This is a genomic window from Bartonella sp. AP9QHHD, from assembly GCF_042195625.1.
GTDB lineage: Bacteria > Pseudomonadota > Alphaproteobacteria > Rhizobiales > Rhizobiaceae > Bartonella.
The window spans coordinates 1-22,682 of record NZ_JBHIOP010000064.1 but is presented as its reverse complement, the minus strand read 5'-3'; the positions used below and the strand labels follow the sequence as shown (position 1 = coordinate 22,682).

The 22,682-nt window shown below is 39.3% G+C and carries 17 protein-coding genes, 1 tRNA gene and 1 pseudogene; 16 read left to right on the top strand and 3 right to left on the bottom strand.

The genetic code is table 11. The annotated features are described in order from the left end of the window. Window positions 1-1,025 precede the first annotated feature (1,025 nt). The 4 genes from ACFIK4_RS05415 (at window position 1,026) to ACFIK4_RS05400 (ending at window position 6,997) form a co-directional block, all read left to right on the top strand. Window positions 1,026-2,222, top strand: a complete 1,197-nt coding sequence (locus ACFIK4_RS05415) for a multidrug effflux MFS transporter (RefSeq protein WP_375627883.1) — start codon at window positions 1,026-1,028, stop codon at window positions 2,220-2,222. A 260-nt stretch (window positions 2,223-2,482) separates the two neighbouring features. Continuing rightward, window positions 2,483-3,214 carry an alpha/beta fold hydrolase gene (locus tag ACFIK4_RS05410; RefSeq protein WP_375675340.1) on the top strand — a complete coding sequence of 244 codons (732 nt, stop codon included), beginning with the start codon at window positions 2,483-2,485 and terminating at the stop codon, window positions 3,212-3,214. After that, window positions 3,211-5,385 (top strand): isocitrate/isopropylmalate family dehydrogenase, encoded by a 2,175-nt coding sequence (locus ACFIK4_RS05405; RefSeq protein WP_375675338.1) that lies wholly within the window; start codon window positions 3,211-3,213, stop codon window positions 5,383-5,385. Before ACFIK4_RS05410 ends, ACFIK4_RS05405 begins: the two co-directional genes overlap by 4 nt. Before the next feature lie 847 nt (window positions 5,386-6,232). Beyond that, entirely contained in the window at window positions 6,233-6,997 is a 765-nt protein-coding gene (locus tag ACFIK4_RS05400; protein ID WP_375613801.1) for an N-acetylmuramoyl-L-alanine amidase, read from the top strand. Between the two features lie 1,250 nt (window positions 6,998-8,247). Here the strand turns inward: ACFIK4_RS05400 and ACFIK4_RS05395 are convergent. Next, window positions 8,248-9,444, bottom strand: coding sequence for a porin (locus ACFIK4_RS05395; protein ID WP_375675336.1), 1,197 nt, complete (start codon window positions 9,442-9,444; stop codon window positions 8,248-8,250). 315 nt (window positions 9,445-9,759) lie between these two features. On the opposite strand from ACFIK4_RS05395, the gene ACFIK4_RS05390 reads away from it, so the two are divergent. Beyond that, window positions 9,760-9,850: transfer RNA gene (locus ACFIK4_RS05390), tRNA-Ser, on the top strand. Window positions 9,851-10,451: 601 nt separating this feature from the next. On the opposite strand, the gene ACFIK4_RS05385 is transcribed toward ACFIK4_RS05390, so the two are convergent. Together ACFIK4_RS05385 and ACFIK4_RS05380 are read right to left on the bottom strand one after the other, a co-directional pair. Then, the gene (locus ACFIK4_RS05385; protein ID WP_375638789.1) at window positions 10,452-11,672 is read right to left on the bottom strand and encodes an MFS transporter; all 1,221 of its coding nucleotides are present in this window, start codon (window positions 11,670-11,672) and stop codon (window positions 10,452-10,454) included. Then, window positions 11,669-12,148 (bottom strand): hypothetical protein, encoded by a 480-nt coding sequence (locus ACFIK4_RS05380; RefSeq protein ID WP_375638787.1) that lies wholly within the window; start codon window positions 12,146-12,148, stop codon window positions 11,669-11,671. The genes ACFIK4_RS05385 and ACFIK4_RS05380 overlap by 4 nt, the downstream gene beginning before the upstream one ends. A gap of 775 nt (window positions 12,149-12,923) precedes the next feature. On the opposite strand from ACFIK4_RS05380, the pseudogene ACFIK4_RS05375 reads away from it, so the two are divergent. The 11 genes and pseudogenes from ACFIK4_RS05375 to ACFIK4_RS05325 form a co-directional block, all read left to right on the top strand. Further along, window positions 12,924-13,171, top strand: a pseudogene (locus ACFIK4_RS05375) (baseplate assembly protein); the annotation flags it as partial. A gap of 259 nt (window positions 13,172-13,430) precedes the next feature. Next, window positions 13,431-14,171 (top strand): YbfB/YjiJ family MFS transporter, encoded by a 741-nt coding sequence (locus ACFIK4_RS05370; protein WP_375675333.1) that lies wholly within the window; start codon window positions 13,431-13,433, stop codon window positions 14,169-14,171. 22 nt (window positions 14,172-14,193) lie between these two features. Beyond that, complete coding sequence (locus ACFIK4_RS05365; RefSeq protein WP_375675343.1) at window positions 14,194-14,610, top strand: YbfB/YjiJ family MFS transporter; 417 nt, start codon at window positions 14,194-14,196, stop codon at window positions 14,608-14,610. A gap of 94 nt (window positions 14,611-14,704) precedes the next feature. Further along, window positions 14,705-16,573 (top strand): FAD/NAD(P)-binding protein, encoded by a 1,869-nt coding sequence (locus ACFIK4_RS05360; protein ID WP_375675331.1) that lies wholly within the window; start codon window positions 14,705-14,707, stop codon window positions 16,571-16,573. A 96-nt stretch (window positions 16,574-16,669) separates the two neighbouring features. Next, the gene (locus ACFIK4_RS05355) at window positions 16,670-16,819 is read left to right on the top strand and encodes a hypothetical protein (RefSeq protein ID WP_375624179.1); all 150 of its coding nucleotides are present in this window, start codon (window positions 16,670-16,672) and stop codon (window positions 16,817-16,819) included. Next, the gene (locus ACFIK4_RS05350; RefSeq protein WP_375675329.1) at window positions 16,812-17,903 is read left to right on the top strand and encodes a hypothetical protein; all 1,092 of its coding nucleotides are present in this window, start codon (window positions 16,812-16,814) and stop codon (window positions 17,901-17,903) included. The genes ACFIK4_RS05355 and ACFIK4_RS05350 overlap by 8 nt, the downstream gene beginning before the upstream one ends. Before the next feature lie 14 nt (window positions 17,904-17,917). Next, a complete protein-coding gene (locus tag ACFIK4_RS05345) occupies window positions 17,918-18,127 on the top strand; it encodes a 2-hydroxymuconate tautomerase family protein (RefSeq protein WP_375607418.1) in 210 nt (69 codons plus the stop codon). A 206-nt stretch (window positions 18,128-18,333) separates the two neighbouring features. After that, window positions 18,334-19,653: a phage tail sheath C-terminal domain-containing protein gene (locus tag ACFIK4_RS05340; protein WP_375675327.1), complete on the top strand. Its 1,320-nt coding sequence runs from the start codon at window positions 18,334-18,336 to the stop codon at window positions 19,651-19,653. 3 nt (window positions 19,654-19,656) lie between these two features. After that, entirely contained in the window at window positions 19,657-20,175 is a 519-nt protein-coding gene (locus ACFIK4_RS05335; protein ID WP_375635060.1) for a phage major tail tube protein, read from the top strand. A 9-nt stretch (window positions 20,176-20,184) separates the two neighbouring features. Beyond that, entirely contained in the window at window positions 20,185-20,598 is a 414-nt protein-coding gene (locus ACFIK4_RS05330; protein ID WP_375641046.1) for a hypothetical protein, read from the top strand. A 131-nt stretch (window positions 20,599-20,729) separates the two neighbouring features. Next, window positions 20,730-22,682 (top strand): phage tail tape measure protein (locus tag ACFIK4_RS05325; protein WP_375675324.1); only part of this gene is annotated, 1,953 nt, incomplete at its 3' end.

Genomic DNA, 22,682 nt, shown 5'->3' with positions numbered 1-22,682 from the left:
TTGAATATGCTGGAGATACAATGCCTTTTTGCTAATTATGTTCCAAAAGTGAATAGATATGCGCCAAAAAGGAATAGGAAAATACTTTAAACAAATGTTTGTTATGAGAAGTAAAATGTGGCTATACAATCCAAAAGACCTCACTTATGTCTGAAAAAAGGCGGTCTATCCGTATACTATTATCATATTATCATAGAATTTCTCATGAGAGAGAATAATTTAAAAAAACTGGATACTATCGTTTATTGGTTTCTAGCTTATAAAGTAGGGGGTATATCTGCTTATTTTTATAAAAGTGTTACTGTTTTTATGGGAAGAATATTTATAAAATGAGATTAGAAGGCGCATTTGAAGATAAAAATAAATATCAGTAATGTTCAATTCATAGTGTTATAAAAGATCATGGATTAAGTTAAATAAAAAGCTTATTGAATTGTTATGACATCATATTTGTTAATATGTTACACGATAATTTTTTGATATTTATCTTAGATGAAGAGTTTTATGAAATGAGTAAGATATATTTGGTTGTGAGTTGGTTTGCAGAGAAAGCATTATATTTTATGGTATAGGGGATAGATCAAGATTTTTTACACAATTATTTGTGTTGATAGGGGTTTCAAGCTATTGTTGTGTTATGCGCCGTGTTTATACCATAGTGATTTTGGGGTAGAGACGTTAGAGATTGTTTTTCTGCTTTGCGTTTTGTCGATCAACTTTGATGGATATTGTATAGAAAGTGGGACTGTTGCCGTGGAGAGAGAGATTATGCTTTTGCTTATAATATCAATGAAAAAAGCAGCGGAAGATTACGGCAAAGTATTTGTACAGGAGAGCTTAGTTAGGGAATAACTTTTTAGCTCGTGAAGTTTGTAAAATAAAATGCTTTCTATAAGAAAAATAATATTTTTATAAAGTAAAATAATAACACTTTTAATAATTATTATTTGCATATATAAGCATTAAATATAATTATATTTAATTAAATACTATTTAATAACTACCTAAAAAGTGTGACTTTCCTGATGAAACATAAATATACATTACCATTCATTATACTTATCGTATGTTTATCAACAGGAGGTTTGATTTCTACCGATATTTTTTTACCAGCACTGGGCGATATGCGTCAATATTATCAAGTGACACAATCTCAAATTCAAAGTGCAGTGGCGGTTTTTTTGTTGGCATTGGCACTTGGACAGCTCATTTATGGGCCGCTGAGTGATAATTTTGGGCGTAAAAAAACACTTCTATTGGGCTTATTCTTGTGGTTATTTACGACACTTGGTGTGATTTATACGGTTCATATTCACGCTTTTCTTGTGTTACGTTTTTTGCAAGGTCTTGGTGCTTGTGCGGGACTTGTCTTAAGTCGTGCAATTATCAATGATTTGTTGGATAAAAAAGCGGCTGGAAAACTTTATTTGATTGTTTTCCCTTTTATTGGAATGTCACCAGCGCTTGCACCTTTCATTGGTGGACTTTTGATACAGGCTTTTCATTGGCAGGCAACTTTTATCTTTTTAAGCTTTTTTATATTTTTGACCATTTTGCTATGTTGTTTTGTGCTAAGCGAAACTCTACCCCCTCAAAAACGGCAGCATTTTTCTCCTGTAGGATTGATGAAGGCATATTTAGGCGTTTTCAGAAATAAACAATTTATTTTTTATGCACTTATTCCGTGTTTTTCTTACGCTGCCTATTTTGCTTATATTGTGGAGTCGCCTTTTTTACTCACGACTTTGGGGTTATCGCCGATACACATTAGTTATAGCTATATTGGTGTCTCGTTTCCCTATATTTTGGGAAATCTTTTGGCGCGATGGTTTTTTGAACGCGAGTCTATGGAAAAGACTGTGGGCAGAGGGTACATTATTTTTGTGATAGGTGGTGTGCTGTTTGCTTTGCAAATGTATCTAAGCCCATGGCCCCTTGTGACAAGTTTTATGGCTATTGCTGTTCTTACTTTTGGCAATGGTTTTTTATTGCCGTTAGGAACAGCGTTGGCTATTTCATCGCATCCGAAAGCTGCGGGAGCGGCTTCTGGTGTTATGGGATCTTTGCAATTAGGAAGTGCGGCACTCAGTGCAGCGGTTATCGGAAAAATCTCTGGTCATAGCCCACGGGCTATGGCAGCTTTATTAGCTGTGTGTTGTATGATTGGTTTTATCATTTATATTCAAAAAGCGCGTCATTTTATGACTTCAGAAATAAGCTGAGTAAATGATAAAAAGAAAGCATTATGCGGAAATGCTTTTGATGTTTTACACAAATGGGGCACCTGTACATTAGATGAATTTTTTTATTAAGTTGCTGGATTGAGTGGGTTTAAAATTTGTTACAAGCTTAGTTTGAGTTTAACAAATCGATTATTATGAGGGGAGAATATGAGCATAGAGTTTCAACATATTTTCATTATATTGGGTAGGAAAAGTTCTGGCTCTAATGCATGTTTAAAAATAAGGGGAGGAATTGATCAATGAGCCTTCCTATTATTATTCTTTCTCCTGTAATGCCAATTTGGGATGGTGGTGTTTTTTGTTCTCCATTGACAAAGCTATGTTCAACAAAAGGATTCCCTGTCACTCTGCTGGATACGCTTTCTCTTTTTCCTAAGGGTTCTCATGTTCTCAATTATTCTGCTGTAGACATTTTATCTTTTATGGCAGAAAAACTTAAAAGCTATTTTAAAGAGCCCGCAGTGCTTGTGGGATTTTCTATGGCTGGAACATTGGTACAAATATTGGCAGCCCAGCTTCCCAATGTTCAAGCTGTGCTTGCTGTGAATGCGCCTGGCTATCCAGATAAGGTTTTGCAACGGCGCCTTGGAGATATTCTTGCCTCCTTAGAAAATAATGATTTATCGGGGGCTTTGGAAATACTCAATGGTTTTATGCATCCTTCTGGCGTTATGAAAAAAAGAGCCTTATTGGAGATTCCTGATGAACAAAAAAGCGTGGCAATTGAACGCATGACAAGAGGCTTTAAACTCTTATTGATGATGGATGCTAGAGATGAGTTAGTTAAGTACAAGGGGAAGTTTTTAGCTTTAGTGGGAGAAAAGTCGCAACTTGCAACGGTAAATAATCAGACACAAAGTCATAATCTGAACCATGAATATAAGATTATCTCTGGTGCTGGTACGCGTTTGTGGGAGGATAATCCTACTATGACGGATGCAGTCATTGATGAGTGGATGGAGGGACTATGAAAAAGAAAGTTCTTGTCTTACCTGGTGATGGGATAGGCCTAGAGGTTTGTGATGCTGCGTTGATGGTTTTAGAGCAATTTCAATTGCCGATTGAATTGACTTATGGTGATATTGGTTTTGAATGTTGGAAACAGGAAGGAGCTCCTATCCCTCAAGCGACTTGGCAAAAAATTACTCAGAGTGATGCTATTTTACTTGGTGCTGTGACCAGTAAAGGAAAAGAAGCGGCTTTAAAAGAACTTGCTCCGCATTTAAAAGAGAAAAACCTTGTCTATGTTTCTCCCGCACTTCAACTTCGCCAAAAGTTAGGTTTGTTTGCGAATATACGTCCTGTAAGATACATCTTTGGTCCGAGAAAACCTTTTCATTTTTGTGTTATCAGAGAAAATAGTGAAGGCCTTTATGCTGGATTAGATTTTCGGGGTATTTCTCCTGAAACAGCCGTTTGGCTAAAACATCCAAATTTGACAACATATGGGCTTGAGGAAGCTGCGTGGACAGTTCGTTTGCAGACACGCTTTGGTTTAGAACGGTTATTTGAATATGCTTTTTCGTATGCAAGGAAATATAGCTTTAGGCGAGTTACTTTTGCTGATAAGCCCAATGTTCTGCGAGAAAGTGGTCAGTTTGCTCAGGAAATTTTTGAGAAAATTGCGCAAAACTATCCGGAAATTGAAGCAGATATTCAGAATGTTGATGCGGTTGCTTTGTGGATTGCAACCAAGCCAGAGCAGTTTGGTGTGATTGTTGCTGAAAATATGTTTGGCAATATTCTCTCTGATCTTGGCTCTGGTATAATGGGGGGATTGGGGCTTGCATCTCATGTGAATGTGGGGAGCGAGATTGCTTGTTTTGAACCTGTTCATGGAAGCGCACCACGTATTGCTGGACAAAATAAAGCCAATCCTTCTGCGATGCTTTATACCACGGCTTTACTCTTAGAGCACTTAGGCTTTAAAGATGCAGCAAAACAATTATCTGAGAGTGTTGATCAGGTTATTCGTGCTGGAAAAACCGTTACCTATGATCTTGGAGGTATAGCCTCTACCCGTCAAATGGCTGAAGCTGTTCGCAATTCTCTTATGAATTCTGTCTTTGTTTGTCGTGCGGCGATCATTACCGTTGGTGATGAACTCCTTTCAGGACAATATTTGAATACGAATTTACAAGATTTAAGCCAAAGCTTGAACAAGAGAAATATTCAAGTCACACGTCATTTTGTTTGTGCTGATCAATTACAGCAAATCAGTGAGACTGTTGTTTCTTGTCTTGGACAAGAAGATCTTATCATTATCAGTGGGGGATTGGGACCAACATCAGATGATAAAACACGCGATGGAGTTGCTCAAGCTGTAAAGCAGCCTTTACTACATCATGAAGATGTTTGGCAAACAATAAAAGGTCAATTACAACGATTAGGGATTACGGCGGATAAGAGTAATGCACGTCAAGCATTGTTTCCTGAGACAGCAACTGTGCTTGATAATCCTACAGGCACAGCACCAGGGTTTTATCTCTCTTGCGATGGAAGTACGCTTGTTGTTTTGCCTGGTCCACCATCACAGGCTCTTGCGCTTTTAGAGAATTATTTAGAACACAATGAGAAGAAATATTCTTCTGTATCGCGTGCAGAGTATGCATGGACTTTGATTGGAATTGATGAAAGTACTATTGCGCAGTGGGTTGATGATCATCTTGAAAATGAACCCTTTGAACGGCATTTTTTATGGAAAAGCCCCTATGTTTTGGTGCAACTGGTTGCTCAATCAGAAGCGCTCTTGGAACAACATTTCGTGGAAGCATTTGAAAATCATTTTCACCCCTATTTGGTTGGGGCAGAAGTTACTACTGCTTGTAAACAATTAGCGATGCATGCAGAGGTTCATTGGTTGGGCAATGATCCGCTGCTTTTAAAATATTTTCAGCCCATAGAAAAAGGTAAACAAGATATTCCACTGCTTGAGGTTGAAGTGAGCCTAGAGCCTTCTTTGGAGACATTAGAAAATCAAGCAGAAAGCCTTGGACATGCTACCATAACTATACGGATGAAAGGTTATGGTGATGATCGTATAACTTTTCCCTATACGCGACCACTTTTAGGTGTCGTCTTACAAGAATATGCAGCCTGGGCTGTCTTAAAAAGATATTTGAAAATGGAGAAGAAAAAATGAACCTCTATGGGGATGTAAAATATTGCCTAAATTATTGAACGTTCTATTATAAGAAGTACTTTGATCCTTTTCTTCAGTGGTTTTTGTCTATAGGGTAATTTTTCTTTTGATGTGTCATTAAATGACTTTGATTGATTCAAGATTAAGAAAAACTTTACGATATTAGGCTCGCTATATTCAATATTTATAATGATTAATTATGATTATAAATTAAGATGTTATCTTTCATGGAGCCTATGACAAGGAATCCAGAGACGTCATGTACCGCAAGCGTTGTAGATAATTGAGATTCTTCTGAAAATCAAAAAGCGATGGTGTGAAAAGACAAGAAGTCGTGTCATTTACAGGAAAGCTTTGCAAATTTTATTGAACAATATGTCCGTGAAGAGTTTATTGCGAACATGTGCCGTTCTGTTATCTGATAATAAATTGCTGTAAAGAGCTCATAAAATTTTTCCTTTAAGTTTTTGTGTGATTGCATGATCGTTGGGTGTTCACTTCCGAGGGGCGATATTTTTCAATTTGATAACAGGAAGAACTATTTTTTTTGTAAGACGTGAAGATTTAAGGAGTGATCATTTTACGCTTTTGTTTTCTTTTTGATTGGTAATTTGTAGGAATTTTTTTTGGGGAAAATATTTAATGTGGTTAAAAACATTTTATGCGTGTGTGGGAGAAAAATAAAAATGTGGTCTTAATTGTTGATAAGAATGTCAATATTTTTGATGAACAAATTTTAGTCGTAATTCTTAGTATCTAGATGGGAAGTTTATTGCATTTTTTAACAGTTCGTATTCTATCTGTTGTGATGCGCAGTGGTTTTTTAAGCAAAAAAGAAAGGGCTTTTATGTATCAGATTGATTACAACAGTTATCGTTCTGTCAAGAGTTTTAGTCGTCGCGTTCATTTTCTCGTTATGCATTATACGGCTATTGATTTTAAAGCCTCGATTATGGCGCTTACAGGAGAAAAGGTTAGTGCACACTATCTTGTTCCTGATCCTTCAGAGCAGACATATCGTGAGGCAGGCTTTAAGGATATGCGTATTTTTAATCTGGTTGATGAAAATGAGCGTGCATGGCATGCGGGTGTGAGTTCATGGGCTGGGCATAGTCATCTCAATGATGCATCTATCGGGATTGAAATCGTTAATTTAGCGACTTATCATGATGGGACGGGTATGTTTCCTCCTTATAATCCAATACAAATTGATGCTGTTAAGGAACTTGCCTTAAATATTCTTCAACGGTATCCCGATATTATGCCAACAGATGTGGTGGGACATAGTGATATTGCCATTGGAAGAAAAAGTGATCCAGGAGCAGCTTTTCCATGGAGAGAACTTTATAGCGCAGGTATAGGAGCATGGTATGATGATGAACTAAAAAGTCATTATCAGGAGCAATTCTCTAAGAATTTGCCACCCAAAGAAGATGTTTTGGCGAAGCTAAAATGTTATGGATATGACATTTCTGCTGCGTGTACCCAAACAGGATACAAAGATTTGATCCGAGCATTTCAACTTCATTTTCGTCAAGAAAATTATGATGGGATTCTAGATGTTGAAACAGCAGCAATTCTTTATGCATTGGTTGATAAGTATTTTCCGTGAATTCAATGCGTTTTAATTGAAAATATGGCTTATGATTACGTGTAAGCCTTTTTATTATCAGGAAAGGCTGCTTTTTGCCAATTGGCTTTATGTAAAAAGGGCATTAATCGTGTAAAAAATTCCCTGTAGGGTATAAGGCGTTTTATGGAAACATAACTCTGAAAGCTCTATGATTTGCAGAGATTAAATTTTATTGTTTCTTTGTCTTATATTTTTCTTCCTTTAAAAACGCATAAAGCCAAGATGTTGTGTATATGATGACATGTTCCTTACGCAGGGTAAAACGCTTCAAATAAAATGGATTTGTATTGTATATTTCCATGCTTGTTTTAAAGAAATGTCTTTTAGTGTGTATCACAACACATATTTTATAACGACGTTCATAGAGAATATAATCTAAAATCCTCTATGAAGTGTATCCTCATTTTTATGCTTAATAAAAGTGCCTAGCACTATCGTACATTTTGTTAGATCTCAATGTTACGACAACCCTTGGAACTGAAAACGATACATAAAAGGGTTTTCTTTACTCGTTTTTATTCACACGGCTCTCTCCGCTTGTCGTGTACAAGTGAAAGGTTTTGGTTGATTGAAACATGCAAAATTATAAATTATGATTATAAATCAAAGTGATGCAGATTCAAGAAAAATAGGGGCATTTACAGATTGCTACTGATAGGGGGGCTATTCTTTAGAAGGGGAAGAGGTCAATTCATTTTTTTGAAGATATATCTCTTTTCTCTTTTATTGCTTTAGGGGATGTTTGCATCGTTTTGACAGCATGTTTCTTAATGATTAAGTTTTTTAATGAAGCAGTGTTATAAAACGTTGTGTTTTAGAGTGTTGATAGAAGACACATTCAGGCATATCAAAAACACAATGATATCTTGTTTTTTCAATATTTTATCTGTTCAGTGTAGAATTTATTTGAGAAGATCATGACCTAAATTAACAAAGGTTAGAAGTAAATTACCAAGAAAGACCAATTTGCTCATAAAGCAAAGGGGTTATTCATGCTTTAAAGGGCAAGGAAGAGATTGTGTTTGAAGTGATGTGTAAAAGCCCGTGTGAGGTGCTCTTATCAAACATATCAGGTTAATCTTCTAAGAGTAGTTTTATGAAACTAAGTCGGTTTTTTTTCGAGAGACAAGACAATACGTATCAGGAAAAGATATTCATGATATTTGATTTCAAAAATAAAAACTGGCAAACCATGTTGCCAGTTTTTAAAAGCTGTAGCTTAAATAGGATTAGAATGAACGCTGTAAACGGATCATACCTTGAAAAGCACTTTTCTTGTTGAATAAATGTTTTTCATCATTATTTTTATCCGTCACAACGCGATCATCGTTCCAAGAAACATAGGTTAATTCAGGTGTAATCACAAATCCTGGAACCAGCGTGTATGTAATATTTACAGAAGTTGCAAAGGTTTTTACAGCACTATAAGAAACTTGAGCATTCAAATTTGCTTTTGGAGTAAGCTTGTAAGTGGTACCCGCCCAAGCAGCCCATTTACCACCCCAGTTTGCATAAATTGTTGTGCTTTTTCGTGATAACTCATCATTTGCATTTACTGTGTAGTAATCAAGTCCATTTTTATAGCCAGCCATTACCCATAGATTGAAACGATCGTTGACATTGAAATCTGCACGTACTTTTCCAGCCCACTTTTTGTAGTAAGCATCATATGCTGCAACTGCTGAAAAACCACCCCATTTTTGCATGAACTTTATACCCAAAACCACATTCGGGGTGTAATTTTTAATTGCTTTACTTGGAAGAGTGCCCTCAGTGATAGAAACAAGCTTATCATCTTTATCAATGTAGTATCCTGTTATTCCTGGAAGAGAATCTGCATTATTGCCTAATTCAGCGCCGATAATAGCAGAAAAGCCGGAGTCACCACTAAAGGTGTAGGAAATAAAATTGGTGCGTGTTGTGCCGGCAGGCGCTATGCTGTCATCATTGAGAACATTTCCATAATCACCAGTCCAGCTGTTGAAAATTGTGTCATCAAGACCTACGCGAAAACCACCCAGTTCAATGTAAGCCGCGGCAAGCTTTGCAGCAGCGTTGTCTCTACCATCACCCCAGTTTGAATAAATTCTTGCATATGAACGAAGTGTTCCCATTTCTGTTTCAGAAGCTGCTTGAAAAACAAGGGTGAGCCGTGATGCTGCGCCATAGGTTTTTCTTTTGTTTCTTAGTTCAGTTTCGGTTGTTGCATCGATATTATCACCGCCTATAAAATCAGTACGAACATTTCCTGATAAACGCATGCAGGTTTCTGTTCCAGGGATATAAAAATATCCTTTTCCATAGGCATCACAAACGCGAATATATTCTACAGGTTCGGGTTCGGCGATAACTGTTGAAGCAGCATGTGCTCCAGAAATTGCTAAAAAAGCTGCTGTAGAGCTTAAAAAGAGGGATTTAATATTCATATGGGATCTCCGAGGTCCGGTTAAATTTCTTCTAAAGAGTACCATTTGCCTAACGCATTAAGGACAAAGACATAAGTAAATACGCAGCACTTGTTATCTTAGCTATAACTAATCTTTTTAGAGTTTCAAATGTGAAATTACCTTTTTGTAATATATACATGTACTATTCGAGATGCTGTGGTAAAAAAGACACAATTTTTGTTTTATTAACTTTTGCTCCTTATGGGATCAATAAAGGAAAAAAAATTCAGATATTTGGGAAAAAAATCGAAAATGTCTTGAACTTTCTGTTGATACCATTTATGCCTCTCTGTTGGAGAGGTGGCCGAGTGGTCGAAGGCGCTCCCCTGCTAAGGGAGTAGGGCTCAAAAGGCTCTCGAGAGTTCGAATCTCTTCCTCTCCGCCATCTATTGTTATAAAAGCAGTTGACTGTGTATCGGAATTCTGTTTATCCCGTTGGGATTATGCCTCTCATATAAAAAGCATGTTCTAAACACAAATATACTTGTGTTGCCGATTTATGCGCTTGTTTTAAAGAGATATCTTTGCAATGTGTGTAAGCCCATTTTGCGACGCTGCCTCGTAAATGGTATAAAACACAAAAGTTTCTGTGAGACATATAAAGCCTTATAAAGCCACATCATTTGTATACTTATGAAGATGCAAAGAGGCATATTATATATCTGCTTATATATCTGCCTTCCTGTTGTTATAGATTTTGACTATGAGAGTTCATAAAAGGCATTTTTCCTTTCTAAATCGTTTTTATTTATACGGCTTTCTTTGCTTATGATGTGCAAGCAAATGATTTTGATTGTTTCAACCATAAAGCAGATTTGAAAAGAAAGAATCTTACAATATTCGCGTTTGGTATATTATCATTATAAATCAACGTGTTGCTTTATATTTGCATTGTGTATTGAAAGTTGGATGTGGCAATGCTCTCAAAAAAGTTATAGATTTCTTTTAGAAGAAAACATTGTGGGTGAAATGTTATGGTTTTCCTCTCATAGAGACTTTTGAGAGTGTTTCATCCATCTCATGACAACCAAACCACACATGAAAAAAGTAATGGTCGGTAATATTAGGTAGTAAGATGGAGAAACTTTTGCAGGAAGAAAAGAAATAATACTCAATACTGTAATTGAAAATATTCTTCCGCTAAAAGAGACAGCACCAACAACACCGGAAATATGCTGCGTTTGTTTTTGGTTAAGTTCTGAGAAAAATAAGCTTTTTGCGCCGATCGGTACAGTGCAAATAAATCCATGGATTAAAGAGAAGGCGATGACTGATGCAGCCGTTTGATGGCTATGAACTGAAAAATAGAGCGCTATGCACATCAGCGCAGAAAAGAAGGAAAAATATTTTATAGAATTCTTATATTTTTTATCAAGAACATGATACTTAGACATCAGTAAATTTGAAAAATATTGTGCTGAAAAGGCTCCAATATGGCAGCACATCAAGACGAGCATTTGCGAACCGTTGAGGTGATGAATTTTTCCCCCTAAAAGTATTATTGGTTGCCAGAAATGATAAATAATCTGAATACCAGCGCTAAAAAGGCACATGAGGAAAATAAACCATGCTCCTCCTACTGTATTTTGAAATATCCAGAGCGTTTCCTTGGCATTGTGCAAGATTGTTTTTGTTTTGGACGTTTCAATTGTCGTTTTCTTTTCTTCAGGAACAATAAGGAATATCAAAAAAATAAATCCCATCATGAGGCATGAGATGATATATCCCATAAAATATCGTCCAGAGTAATAGATCGTTCCAATTCCTACAATCCCACTGAGAATACTTCCAAAAGAGTTAACCTGGTGGTAGAGATGAGCATAATGCGAAAAGTGATCCTGTTTATCGCCTAGAGAATGGTAAATCCATCCGTCAATGGCGCTGACAATGATGCAAATGCCTGCTGCATAGAGAATTTGCGCAATAATAAGTGCTGTCATATTGGGAGCTTGAAGGCATAGAAGATAAAATACTCCTGTCATAAAGACCCCAGCCATAACGGAATATTTATGCCGATATCTGTCAGATAAAACAGCGCAGGGAAAATCAAGCAGCAGAATGGTGGTGGAAAAGACAACCTGAAGCAGAGCTAATTGCGCCAGACTCACTCCCATGGACATTAAAAAAATCGCATGGTAAACGCCGATCAGCATGCGGATAGCGTTATAGGATCCATAGGTGAGAGCAAGGGTGCGAGGTCTGTTCATTGTGTTGTTTCATAGATTGTACAATAAGAATTTTCACTAAAAAGAATATTTTTCTGTGAAAAGATAGCGATTTCATATCCCCATTTAGGGATCAGTGGAAAGAAGGCTTCCATAACCACCCCAAAATTTAAAAGGCCTCTTAGTCTATATGGGACTTTAAAGCGTATTAATGAGAGAAAATGATGCAATTTTGAAGTGATTATGAGAAGCAACATAAGCCTCATAAATGAGATTGTTATCTTTTGAGGGGAATTGCTTGTGGGGCTGTTTCTTCCATAGTAATCATTTTGTCTAGATCTGTAAAATGACCCTAGGACGGCAAGATCATTGACATAATTAGGACTTATAGAAGTGTGTTTATTTTTTATACACCATTTACTGATCCATTCTCTTTGCTGATCAGCTGAAATAGCACAAATGATCCATAAATCGGTTTTTGGTAATTTTTTGATATCTTTTTTTATAGTCATCAACATTTGTAATCCCCCCCTTTCTTTCTGACTGTTTCTCCGTATCACTTTACGTCTAAAAAAGTTTTTTTCAGAATTCATCTTTACTTTATTTATTAAAAAGATTGTCTCGCAAGGTGCTTTTTAATCACGTCATTACGATTAAGAATTAAATTTCTGATATAAGAGGAAGGGTGCATGATACATTGTGACTAAATACATAAATCCCTCCGTATCCTGAAATGACGATTTCCTTTTGCAAAACAGTATCTTGAATGGAAGCTCGATAACCATTACTTTGATCATGAAATGATAACCTAAAAGAGTGCTTATGATTGCTTGAAGATATTCTTTAGATATTACAGAAAGAACAAAAAAATAGTTTAAAAAAATTAAACTTGGGATGAAAGCTTTCATCTTATGACGGATAATGGTGAATTTTAAACTTCATCTACTGTTTTTTTTGAGCTACTGTGCTGTAAGAAAGATCAAACTCCCCCAATTCATGTCTCTAATTTAGATCATTGATCATAAAACATTATATACTGTCTTTTCAAATTATAACTTTGCTCATTGCTTGTCTTCACTGATTAAATCAACATTTCTCTAAAATGCTACTTGAGAAAAATGCATCCTATCAGTTTAATATTCTATGATCTTTTAATTAATTTAAAGAAGATAACATAAAATATACGATAAAAAATGAATAAATTTCAATTTTTATAAAAAAACAAACTTTTTACTGCTGCTGATAAAAAACAAAGCTATATTAAAAGTAGCCTTTATACCCTTCAATACTATTGATTTTTGGTTGTTACCGGATGAAGGTTCCTTTGTTTTGGAAAGAGCAGAGCAGAATTTAAGAGCAGAATGGGCGCGTGCGCAAAAGCTTGTCCTTGATCTCTCTTTAAGTTGGATACTAAGCCGCTTGATGGTTGAGGGTGTTCACCATGTGAACATAACGCAACCTTGTGAGGGTATTTTAGTCATACCTGATGAAGCAGAGCTTTAGGGGATATTGTCTTGTTTGAACGGGGGCGTGCTTATTGATTTCCTCGTTGTTATTGCTGCTTAATTTCAGCCATTATTTTCTGAAAAAGAAGCTTTGTAGGGAGAAGATCATACATGGAGCAGAGTGTAAAACGAAGAAATGCATATAACTGATCCAGTAATGTTGACAATAATCGCTCAATATGTTCCTCTGGTTGTTCAAACAAATGGCTAGATTGGCTTTTATTCTCTGAGATAAGTGCTACCCTCGATGAGATAGAATGCGGATGAGCGAATTATTAGTTAAGGGATTAGAGTAATGGGGGGAAAAAATAATCGTCAAGATTTGAGTTATTTCAAAATCGCTGTGTTCGGTATGATTATTATGATTTTGGGGATGGGAATTGGGCGATTTTTCTATACGCCGGTATTTCCAGTTATGTTGGATGAAGGATTGTTTACCTTTAAGCAACTTTCTTATATAGCTAGTGCTAATTATGGCGGTTATTTAGTTGGGAGTATGTTTTTTTCGTTTTGCAGAGTTGGGAATATATCCCGTGCTCCCTACATGCTATTTGGTGCAGCTATAGTGACGAGTGCACTTATTTTTGCCATGGCGTTAACAACAAACTTTTACTTGGTCTTCTTTATCCGCTTTGCTGCCGGTATCGCGAGTGCAGCAATGATGATTTTTGGTTCTATGACGGTTATGCAGCATAGTCACAAGCTGTGGGTTATTGCTTCGCTCTATGCAGGTGTGGGAGTTGGTATTCTGCTGGGTAATGAGTATGTTATTATTGGTTTGAGTAAATCGCTGAACGCGAAAAATATTTGGTTTGGAGCTGGTTTTATATCTGTTGTATTGTTGCTCTTGTTGTTTATTTTATTTCCACGTCGTGTTGATGCGTCTCAATTTGCTATTAATGAGTCATTGGCACACGAAAATATCGTTTGGTGGGAACTCGCTCTGATTTATGGGCTTGCTGGGTTTGGTTATATTATTGTCGCGACATATCTTCCTCTGATGGCGAAAACATTTAATTTCCCACTGACTTGCTAACCACTTATGGTCGTTTGTCGGAATTGCCATTGTTCCTAGTTGTTTCATTTGGTTATGGGGAGCCCATCGGTGGGGGGGATTACGTTGTCTGATGCTCAATTTGCTTATCCAAGGAGGATGCGTATTACTGACATTATTCAGTCAGTCTCTTGTACTGATCGTTCTCAGTTGTATAGGGTTTGGATTTACTTTTATGGGGACGACTTCTTTAGTTATGCCGTTAGCTAAGCGTTTATATGCGCCGTATGGCATAAATCTGCTAGGCTTGGCTACCTTAACTTACGGTTTTGGCCAAATATTAGGACCTCTCTTGACGAGTTTTTTACAGTCTGGTTCACATGCCATTGCGCTTTCCGTTATCTGTGGTGCTGTAGCGCTTTTTGTTGCTGCTGGAATCTGTCAATATTGTCTTTGTAAAAAGGTCGTTGGCGTTTCATAAACCCGCAATCTTCACTAAAAAGTCAGAGAATTTATTCCATTCTTTTTGAAACATTTTGTGAAAGTCAAATTATTCTAATAGGGGAGATTACAGAATGCTTCACTCTACAGTCGCTATTTTGGGCGTTGGTCCTCGTGGGATCAGTATTCTCGAACGCTTGCTCACACTTTATTCCCATTATCCATTTTCTGGGAACATTGATATTTTATTGATTGATCCCAATGAGATGGGAACCGGTACCCATAGTGTGCATCAGCCAGATCATTTATTGGTTAACACTGTCGCTTGCCAGATTACTTTATTTGGTGATGATACAGTTAAGGGTGTCGGGCCTATTCGTAAAGGGCCGAATTTCTATCAATGGGCTATTCAACAAGGTTATCGTAATATTAACGGTGTTTTTTCTCGTACAGAGCATAATGTTGGGAGAGAAATCAAAGAAAATGATTATTTATCACGTCGTTTGTTAGGGGAATACCTGTCTTGGGCTTACCAAGAGCTCACGCAAGATTTACCTTCCGGTATTCGTATTAAGGAGATCCGACAAAAGGTTATCAATCTCCATATCCACCAAGATAATAAAACGGATGTTCTTTTGGAAGATGGCTGTCATTATAGTGTAGATTTTGTTTATATGACCACGGGTCACGGTAAGAATATATATTCATCGCATGATGAAAGCCTGCAACAGTTTGTGGCTGGTCACCAAATGAAAAATGCTCTTCTGAACTATTATTCGAATCCTTATCCAATTGAAAAGTTGGACTCTATACAATCTCAGTCTCGTGTGCTGCTGCAGGGAATTGGATTAACTAGCTATGATGTCTTGTCGCAATTGACTTACGGTCGCGGTGGGACTTTTACTGAAAATGCTGGACAATTGCGCTACATGCCAAGCGGCAAAGAACCGAAGATAGCTTTATTCTCCCGTCAAACATTGCCTTTTAGTAGTCGCGGGATTAATCAAAAGGGTGGTAGTGGGCAATACATACCATCATTCCTTACTCTCGATGCAATACATCATCTGCGTAAGCAATCCAGCATTGCTAACGGTTCTCCGAAGCTGGATTTCGAAACGCAGCTTTTACCTCTGTTGCTTAAAGAAATGTGTTATGTCTATCGAAGTACGCAGCTGGGGCACTGGCTAGACCCTGAAACCTATGTTGTTACTTCCAAAGACGAGCAGTGTATTCAAGCGTTGCTGTATCCTCATCGAAATAAAATATTCGCCTCTCTGAATGATTATACAAGATTCTTCATGGAGCATTTGAAGGACGATCTTCATTCTTCCGCTGAAGGTAATGTTGATGGCCCAGTGAAAGCTGCTACAGATGTGCTACGAGATGTCCGTGATATCTTACGTTCAGCAATTGATTTTTGCGGGTTAACGTCTTCATCTCACAAGTACTTTATTGAATATTTTAATCCAAACTTCAACCGTATTTCTGTCGGTCCACCAATGCAGCGAAACCAAGAGTTGAAGGCTCTGATGGAGGCTGGTATCGTGACTTTGGCTGGTGGACCTTCACCTAAACTTGTTCTCAATGCTAGTACCAGCCGTTTCGAAATTCAGTCTGTTTTCCAAGATGAAAACAGTTCAGTTGATGGAGATGTGCTGATCAAGGCCAAGATTGATAGTTTTTCTCCGTTGCGTGATGAGTCCCCTTTTATCCAGAATTTGGCTGGTCAGGGCATCATTCGACCATTTATCAACCAAGGATATCATCCTGGTGGTATTGATATTGACCGTCGGCAGCATCCTATAGACACTAAAGGGCAAATACAAAATACATTATGGGTGGTCGGTAATCCAGTAGAGGGGCCCAATTTTTATACATATATTTTGCCTAGGCCTTTAGTTAATTCTCGTGCACTGCGGGATGCAGGGCGCTGTGTCACTGACATGTACGAGCAGCTTCTTAATCGCTACTCAGTCAAAGATTCAACAATTAATGTACATTGATGATGTAAAAAGCTTCCTGATACGCATGTCCTCCGTATCCGTTATAATGGCGATGCTGATGCTATTCATTTTTCTTATGTCTATCTCAATAAGAACTTGGTTTCTTATTCCATTGGCTGGAGTGACTGTTTTCGGTTATTTGCTTTTGACGATACCATACTGGTGGTTGAAGGGGAATGCACGCAGTGGTGTGTTCATCCTGTTGGCTTGTGCTTTAGTGCTGATATGGCGTTGGCACTTGCCTGATGTTCGTACTGTGCTTGTGCGTTTTACTGATGTCTTTTGGCTATTACTCGCCATGGGATTGTTGCGCCATGTGATGAATACATGGCGTATTTCAGAATTTCTCTCTGAACGGTTGATGCGCTATGGAAAGGGTTCGCTTACCCTGTCCATCGCGATACTGACTGCGTTTTTAGCTTGGCCGATGAGTTTGGGGGTTATCCCCCTAATGATTGATGCCTTGAAAAAAAGTGTTTTTCCCTCTCGCCATTTGGCCGCTATTGTGATGCGAATGATGAGCATCACGATGGTACTGATGCCGACCAGCATCGGTGCAGCAACAATTTTCGCTGCTATGCCTAGAACACCAATATTCACATCCGCTGCTTTGGGGATACCACTTTTTCTATTCAGTCTGTTGTTGTTGTGCCTTTCTCCTGTTATACCGCTAGCTAACCCGATTATTTGCGATGAGAGAAGAGCGAATAAAGAAGGAGAGAGAGTAAGAATTTGGATTTTTTTGATATTTTTCTGGCTAATATTTATCGTTGCGTTGACAGTTATTAGGTTGAATGCACTAGAAAGCATTGCATTGACGGCGAGCATTCTATACCTCATTGAGCGTGGGAGTTCACGCAGTATTGATTTTTTGACTCCTTTGGTGGCAGTGATACGCAGTATATCCAGTGAAATTATGTTGTTGCTAGGTTGTAGTCTGCTAATATCTACTTGTGATTTGCTTATTCCTTTGTTGCCGGTGACGTTTAGTCACTCATTGGCATCACTCTCTGTTTGGCAGCGTTATGCCTGTATTCTCTTTGTATTGCCAATTTTCAGTGTAGTAGGAATTCACCCTATGGTGCTATTTAGTTTGGCATTTCCCTTACTAGGGTCATCGATGGCTTATGGGGTTACGGATTATTTGGTTTGGATTTGCTTCTTTATTGCAGCTCAACTCCTTTCTCCTGTATCAATAAATGCTATTTTTGCTTCCAGTAGCCTGCATATTTCACCGGTGGATACGAGCTTTAAAATGCATAGTTATTATGTATTAATATTTAATCTTTTTGCGTTCATTTATTTGAGCTTTTTTATTCAATATTTGTAAATTGTGGAGATCTTATGCCTTACATAAATATTAAAATTACTAATGAAGGGGTTACCTCTGAACAGAAACGGCAACTAATAGAAGGGGCAACTCAATTATTAGTTAATATTCTGAATAAAAATCCGAAAACGACTGTTGTCGTGATTGATGAAGTGGAGACAGACAATTGGGGTATTGGTGGTGTCCCCATTACAGAATTAAGAAAAGCTCAAAATAAAGAATAACTCTGTGTATTTGACAATAATTTAAGGTCAATAGGGTTAATCAATGTAAAAAATCCCGTCCTTTAGCAACATTTGATTAGACCGCCCTTGGGGCGGTTGTTACAGCCCCTGATGCTGATGCACAAACTTATCCCCTTAATNACAGTGTCAGTCTTATGAGAGAGTGAGATGATTGTTATGGTCTCTTCATTAATTTGGAGAGCAAAATGACAATAGAATTTAATCATGGGATTCGCATTGTAGAGGCTGGTGAGGATTCCCGTCCTTTAGCAACATTTGATCAGACCGCTATTGGGGCGGTTGTTACAGCCCCTGATGCTGACAACCAAGTTTTTCCCCTCAACGAGCCTGTGTTGGTCTTCACCCATGAGACAGAAAANGAGCCTGTGTTGGTCTTCACCCATGAGACAGAAAAAATCCAAAAGCTTGAAACAAGAGGCACAGCTCTTGATGTTATTAATGCTGTGTGCGCGCAGGGGATTGAGGCACAAATTATCCTTGTGCGGGTAGAAGAAAAATCAACCATTGCTGAGACACAAACCGAAATGGTGGGATCCAATACTCACTTGACCGGTGTGCATGCTTTAGCGCATGCGCGGGGGCATTTAGGTGTGGAACCTGGGATTTTACTGGCACCGGCTTATAGTGCAGGGCGGATTGACAATGGCAAAAACCCCGTGGCAGACGCTTTGGAACAGGTTGCAGAAAAGCTACAAGCGATTGCCGTGTTTGATACGGGGGGTAAAAATGCGGAAGAAAGCCTTGCCTATCGTGCAGATTTTTCCTCACGCTTTTGTTATTTGATTGACCCCTTTGTACGGGTGGCAAATCGTGAGGGGGGTGTTAGTGTTAAACCGGCAAGTCCTTTTGCAGCAGCCATGTTTATCAAACGTGACAAGCAAAGGGGCGGTGTTTTTTGGTCTCCCTCCAACCAAGATGTGCATGGCATTTTAGGGACAGCACGCCCCATTAGCTATTTTGATGGCGAAATTGATCATGAGGCTAATCGCCTTAACCAAGCCGATATTGCGACCTTTATTTCAGCACGGCTTAGCCAAAATGGGCAGGGAGAAGTAGCTGCCAATGGCCGCATTTTATGGGGAAATCATACCACCTCCAGTGATCCACTTTGGCGCTTTGTCAATGTGGTGCGCACCCGTGCAGCTTTGGAAAAAACCATCATTAACAATTTGCGCCCTTGGGCCAATGATGAGAATCTGACTGGTCAACATGTTATTGCCATTACCCGCTCTTTGACCAGCTTTCTTGATGATATGATTGCACGCGGTGCACTGCTTGGTGGGCGGGTTTGGTTTGATCGTGATTTAAATTCAAACAGCACTTTACAACTGGGGAAATTGCGGGTGGAATTTGATGCAGAAGAAGTGCCACCTTTAGAAGATTTGAGTTTCGGCAGCCGGCGCAATAGCGCTTATTTTGACCGTTTGGCGCAAGATATCCAAAAGAAAATGACTTATCAATTTGGCGATACGCTTGAAACTTATCGCAAAGCAGCAAGGAGTTAAAGCATGACTTTACGCATTGTACGCGGTTTTACCTTGATTGTTGATGATGATGTGAATCTTCACCTTGATCTTGAAACATTGAAACTGCCCACGTTGGAAGAAATTACAGAAACCTATCAACCGGGCGGCTCTGATATGCAAATTGATGTGAGCGGTCTTGGTGTGAAAGCTTTGAGTTTACAAATGAAAATCCGCAGCCATACCCCTGAGGTCATCGGTATTTTTGGTGGTCCTCCTGGTCTTCGTCATAAATTCACTGGCAAAAAACATGTGATCTCTGAAGAAGATGGGCGTGAGCATGAACATTCCATTGATGTGACAGGGCGGTTGGTCAAAGTCGATAGCGAAGGCTTAACGGCTGGAAAAGCGACAGGCTATGATTGCGAGATCAAAAATATTTGGGACTATACGGAATTTTGGGATGGTTCTGTTTTGCACCGCTTTTCCTTTAAACGGGGCGGCTGGCTTGTCCGCAATGGGCAAGAGATCGGTTCTCGCCGCCGCTCTATTCTCAATTTATAGGAATTGATCATGACAAGTTTACAAACCAGCATTGACGTGGAATTGCAGGTTCCATTTCTTTATCAAGATAAAGGTGGCAAAGAATCTCTATGCAAGAAACTGACCTTTTATCGCCCTACTTTTAAGCATGCCAAGCAATTAGCGGTGCTCATTGGACCACAATTGACAGAGCTGCTGCTTCCTGAGTTTGGAGAGCAAAAAACCACTTTGAGCAATGATGTGCTTATCACGAAGCTTTCTCAAGTTTTGTTCACAAGTGAGGCAACAGAAGGCATCACAGCACTTTTGGCTGATATGTCACATGAATCTATTGAATTGATTGATCGAGTTGATGTGATGGATATTGTCGCAATATTGAAGGCTTTTTTTGCTTTTTTTACGCAACGCCAATCCTCTCTGCCAGACAATTTGGAGCAGAACTAGCCCTTTATTATCACTGGGCGCCTTCAGAGATTAACCAGATGGATTGGCTGGATGTGATTGCCTATCGAGAAGAACTCGCACGCTTTAAAGCCCAAGAATATGAAAGTCATCAGTTAGGATAAGAGACGATCATGGATGTTTCCCTTGTTGTGCGTTTTGTTAATCATCTGCAAGAGGGGATAGCTTCTGCCAAGCGGGATCTTGCAGCCTTTAGTTCAGATATTGCGCATTTCCAAAACAAGACAAGGCAGCATTTTAAAGGGTGGTTTGACCCGGAGCATCTGAGCCAAGCGACAAAGAATGCGGAAAATGCTTTTATCCAAGCGCGGGGGCGCATGGTGGGTGCCATTGCGCAAACAGCAACCTTAATTGCACCGCTCTATAAAGCCATGCAATTTGATCAATCGATGAAGGGACTAGAAAAGGTTCTCGATGCCCCCCTTGATCGCTTAAAAGAATTGCGTCGTTTTGCCCTTGAGACCTCCACAAAAATTCCTCTAGCGGCGCGTGAGGTTTTAGAACTGATGACCAGTGCTAGCCAAGCAGGCATTGGTGAACAAGATCTCGAAGCTTTTAGCATTTATGCCGCTAAAGCAGCTGTAGCTTTTGATATGACGGGGGATCAGATTGGGGAGCGCTTTGCCAAATTGCGCAATGTCTTTAAGCTTAATCAAGCAGGCATTGAAGATCTAGGCGATGCTATCAATCATCTCTCTAATCACATGGCGGCAAAAGCCAGTGAAGTGTCTGATTTTACCAATCGTGCCACCGGTGCGGCAACCATGTTTAAGCTCACCGCGCGCGAAACTGCAGCATTTGGTACGGCGATGATTTCTGCTGGGATTGTTCCAGAGAGTGCCGCGCGTGGTTTTAATGCCATGAGTGCCCGTATTCAGGCAGGAGGCAAGCATATTGAAGATGCTTTTGCCAATATCGGGCTTTCTCGCGAAAAATTCATGCAAGATCTGGACAAAGATGCCACCGGCACCTTGGTACGCTTTTTTAATGTGTTGGGTAAATCCGAACAGGGCATGCGCTCGCTGATTGCCATTGCGGGGCGCGATTTTACTGGTGATTTTGCCAAATTGGTGGGCAACCCAGAATTGTTAGGGCAAGCTTTAGAGTATGTGAAAGATCCACAAGTCTTTAAAGGTTCGGTAGAGCAAGAAGCAGACAAACAAGCAACCGGTGCCATGCGGCAATTTGAGCTCTTACAAAACCGTATTGTGGCTTTGGGCATCACCATTGGTGAAGTGCTTCTGCCTCCTCTCAACAGTTTGATGGAAAGTGTTGGCAATTTTACTAATGGGCTTATGGCGTGGGCGAATGCCCATCCCACTTTAACAAGTGCCATTATCAAAACCATTGCCGCTCTGATGGCTTTTAATATTGCTCTGCGCGTGTTGCGCTTTACTCTTGCCGGGACACGTCTTGGGCTTTTTCAATTGATGGGCTCTTTTATTAAGCTTAGAGTACTCAGTCGTGGTCTTTCTGCAAGCTGGCGGGGCTTAGCAGCCGCAGGGCGCTCGCTGGGCTTGCTAACCGCGGGTCTTGGGGCAAGTTCACTCCGACTCTTACGCCCCATAACTTTACTGGTAGGGGCTTTACGGGGGATTGCTGTCTCAGGAAGTGCATTTGCTGCCTCTTTTGGTTGGATGGGGACAGTGATCGAAGTGGTTGGGGCAAGTCTTTCCTCTGTTGTGGGGGGTATTTTTACCCCGATCGGGGCGGTCATTGCTGCTGTTGTGGCTGTCATCCTTGCTGCTGGTTTTGCTTTGTGGAAATATTGGGATCGTTTTTCTTCTTTTGTCAAAGGCTTTGCGCGGGGGGTATCTCGGGCTTGGGGGCGTGCCTTTGAAGCCGTCATGCGCTTTTTTGGTGCCGATACCACCACCAAATGGAAAAACATCATTGCTGCTGCTTTTGATTTCTCTTCCCATTGGCAAAAGTTTAAACAAGGACTTTCCTCTGTTGTCGAGTGGTTTGGCAATTTGTGGGAGGGTGTTAAACAAAGCTTTTCCAACTTTTGGCAATGGTTGAAGAGTTTTTTTACACAGGAAAAGCTCTCGGAGAGTGCCAAGGCT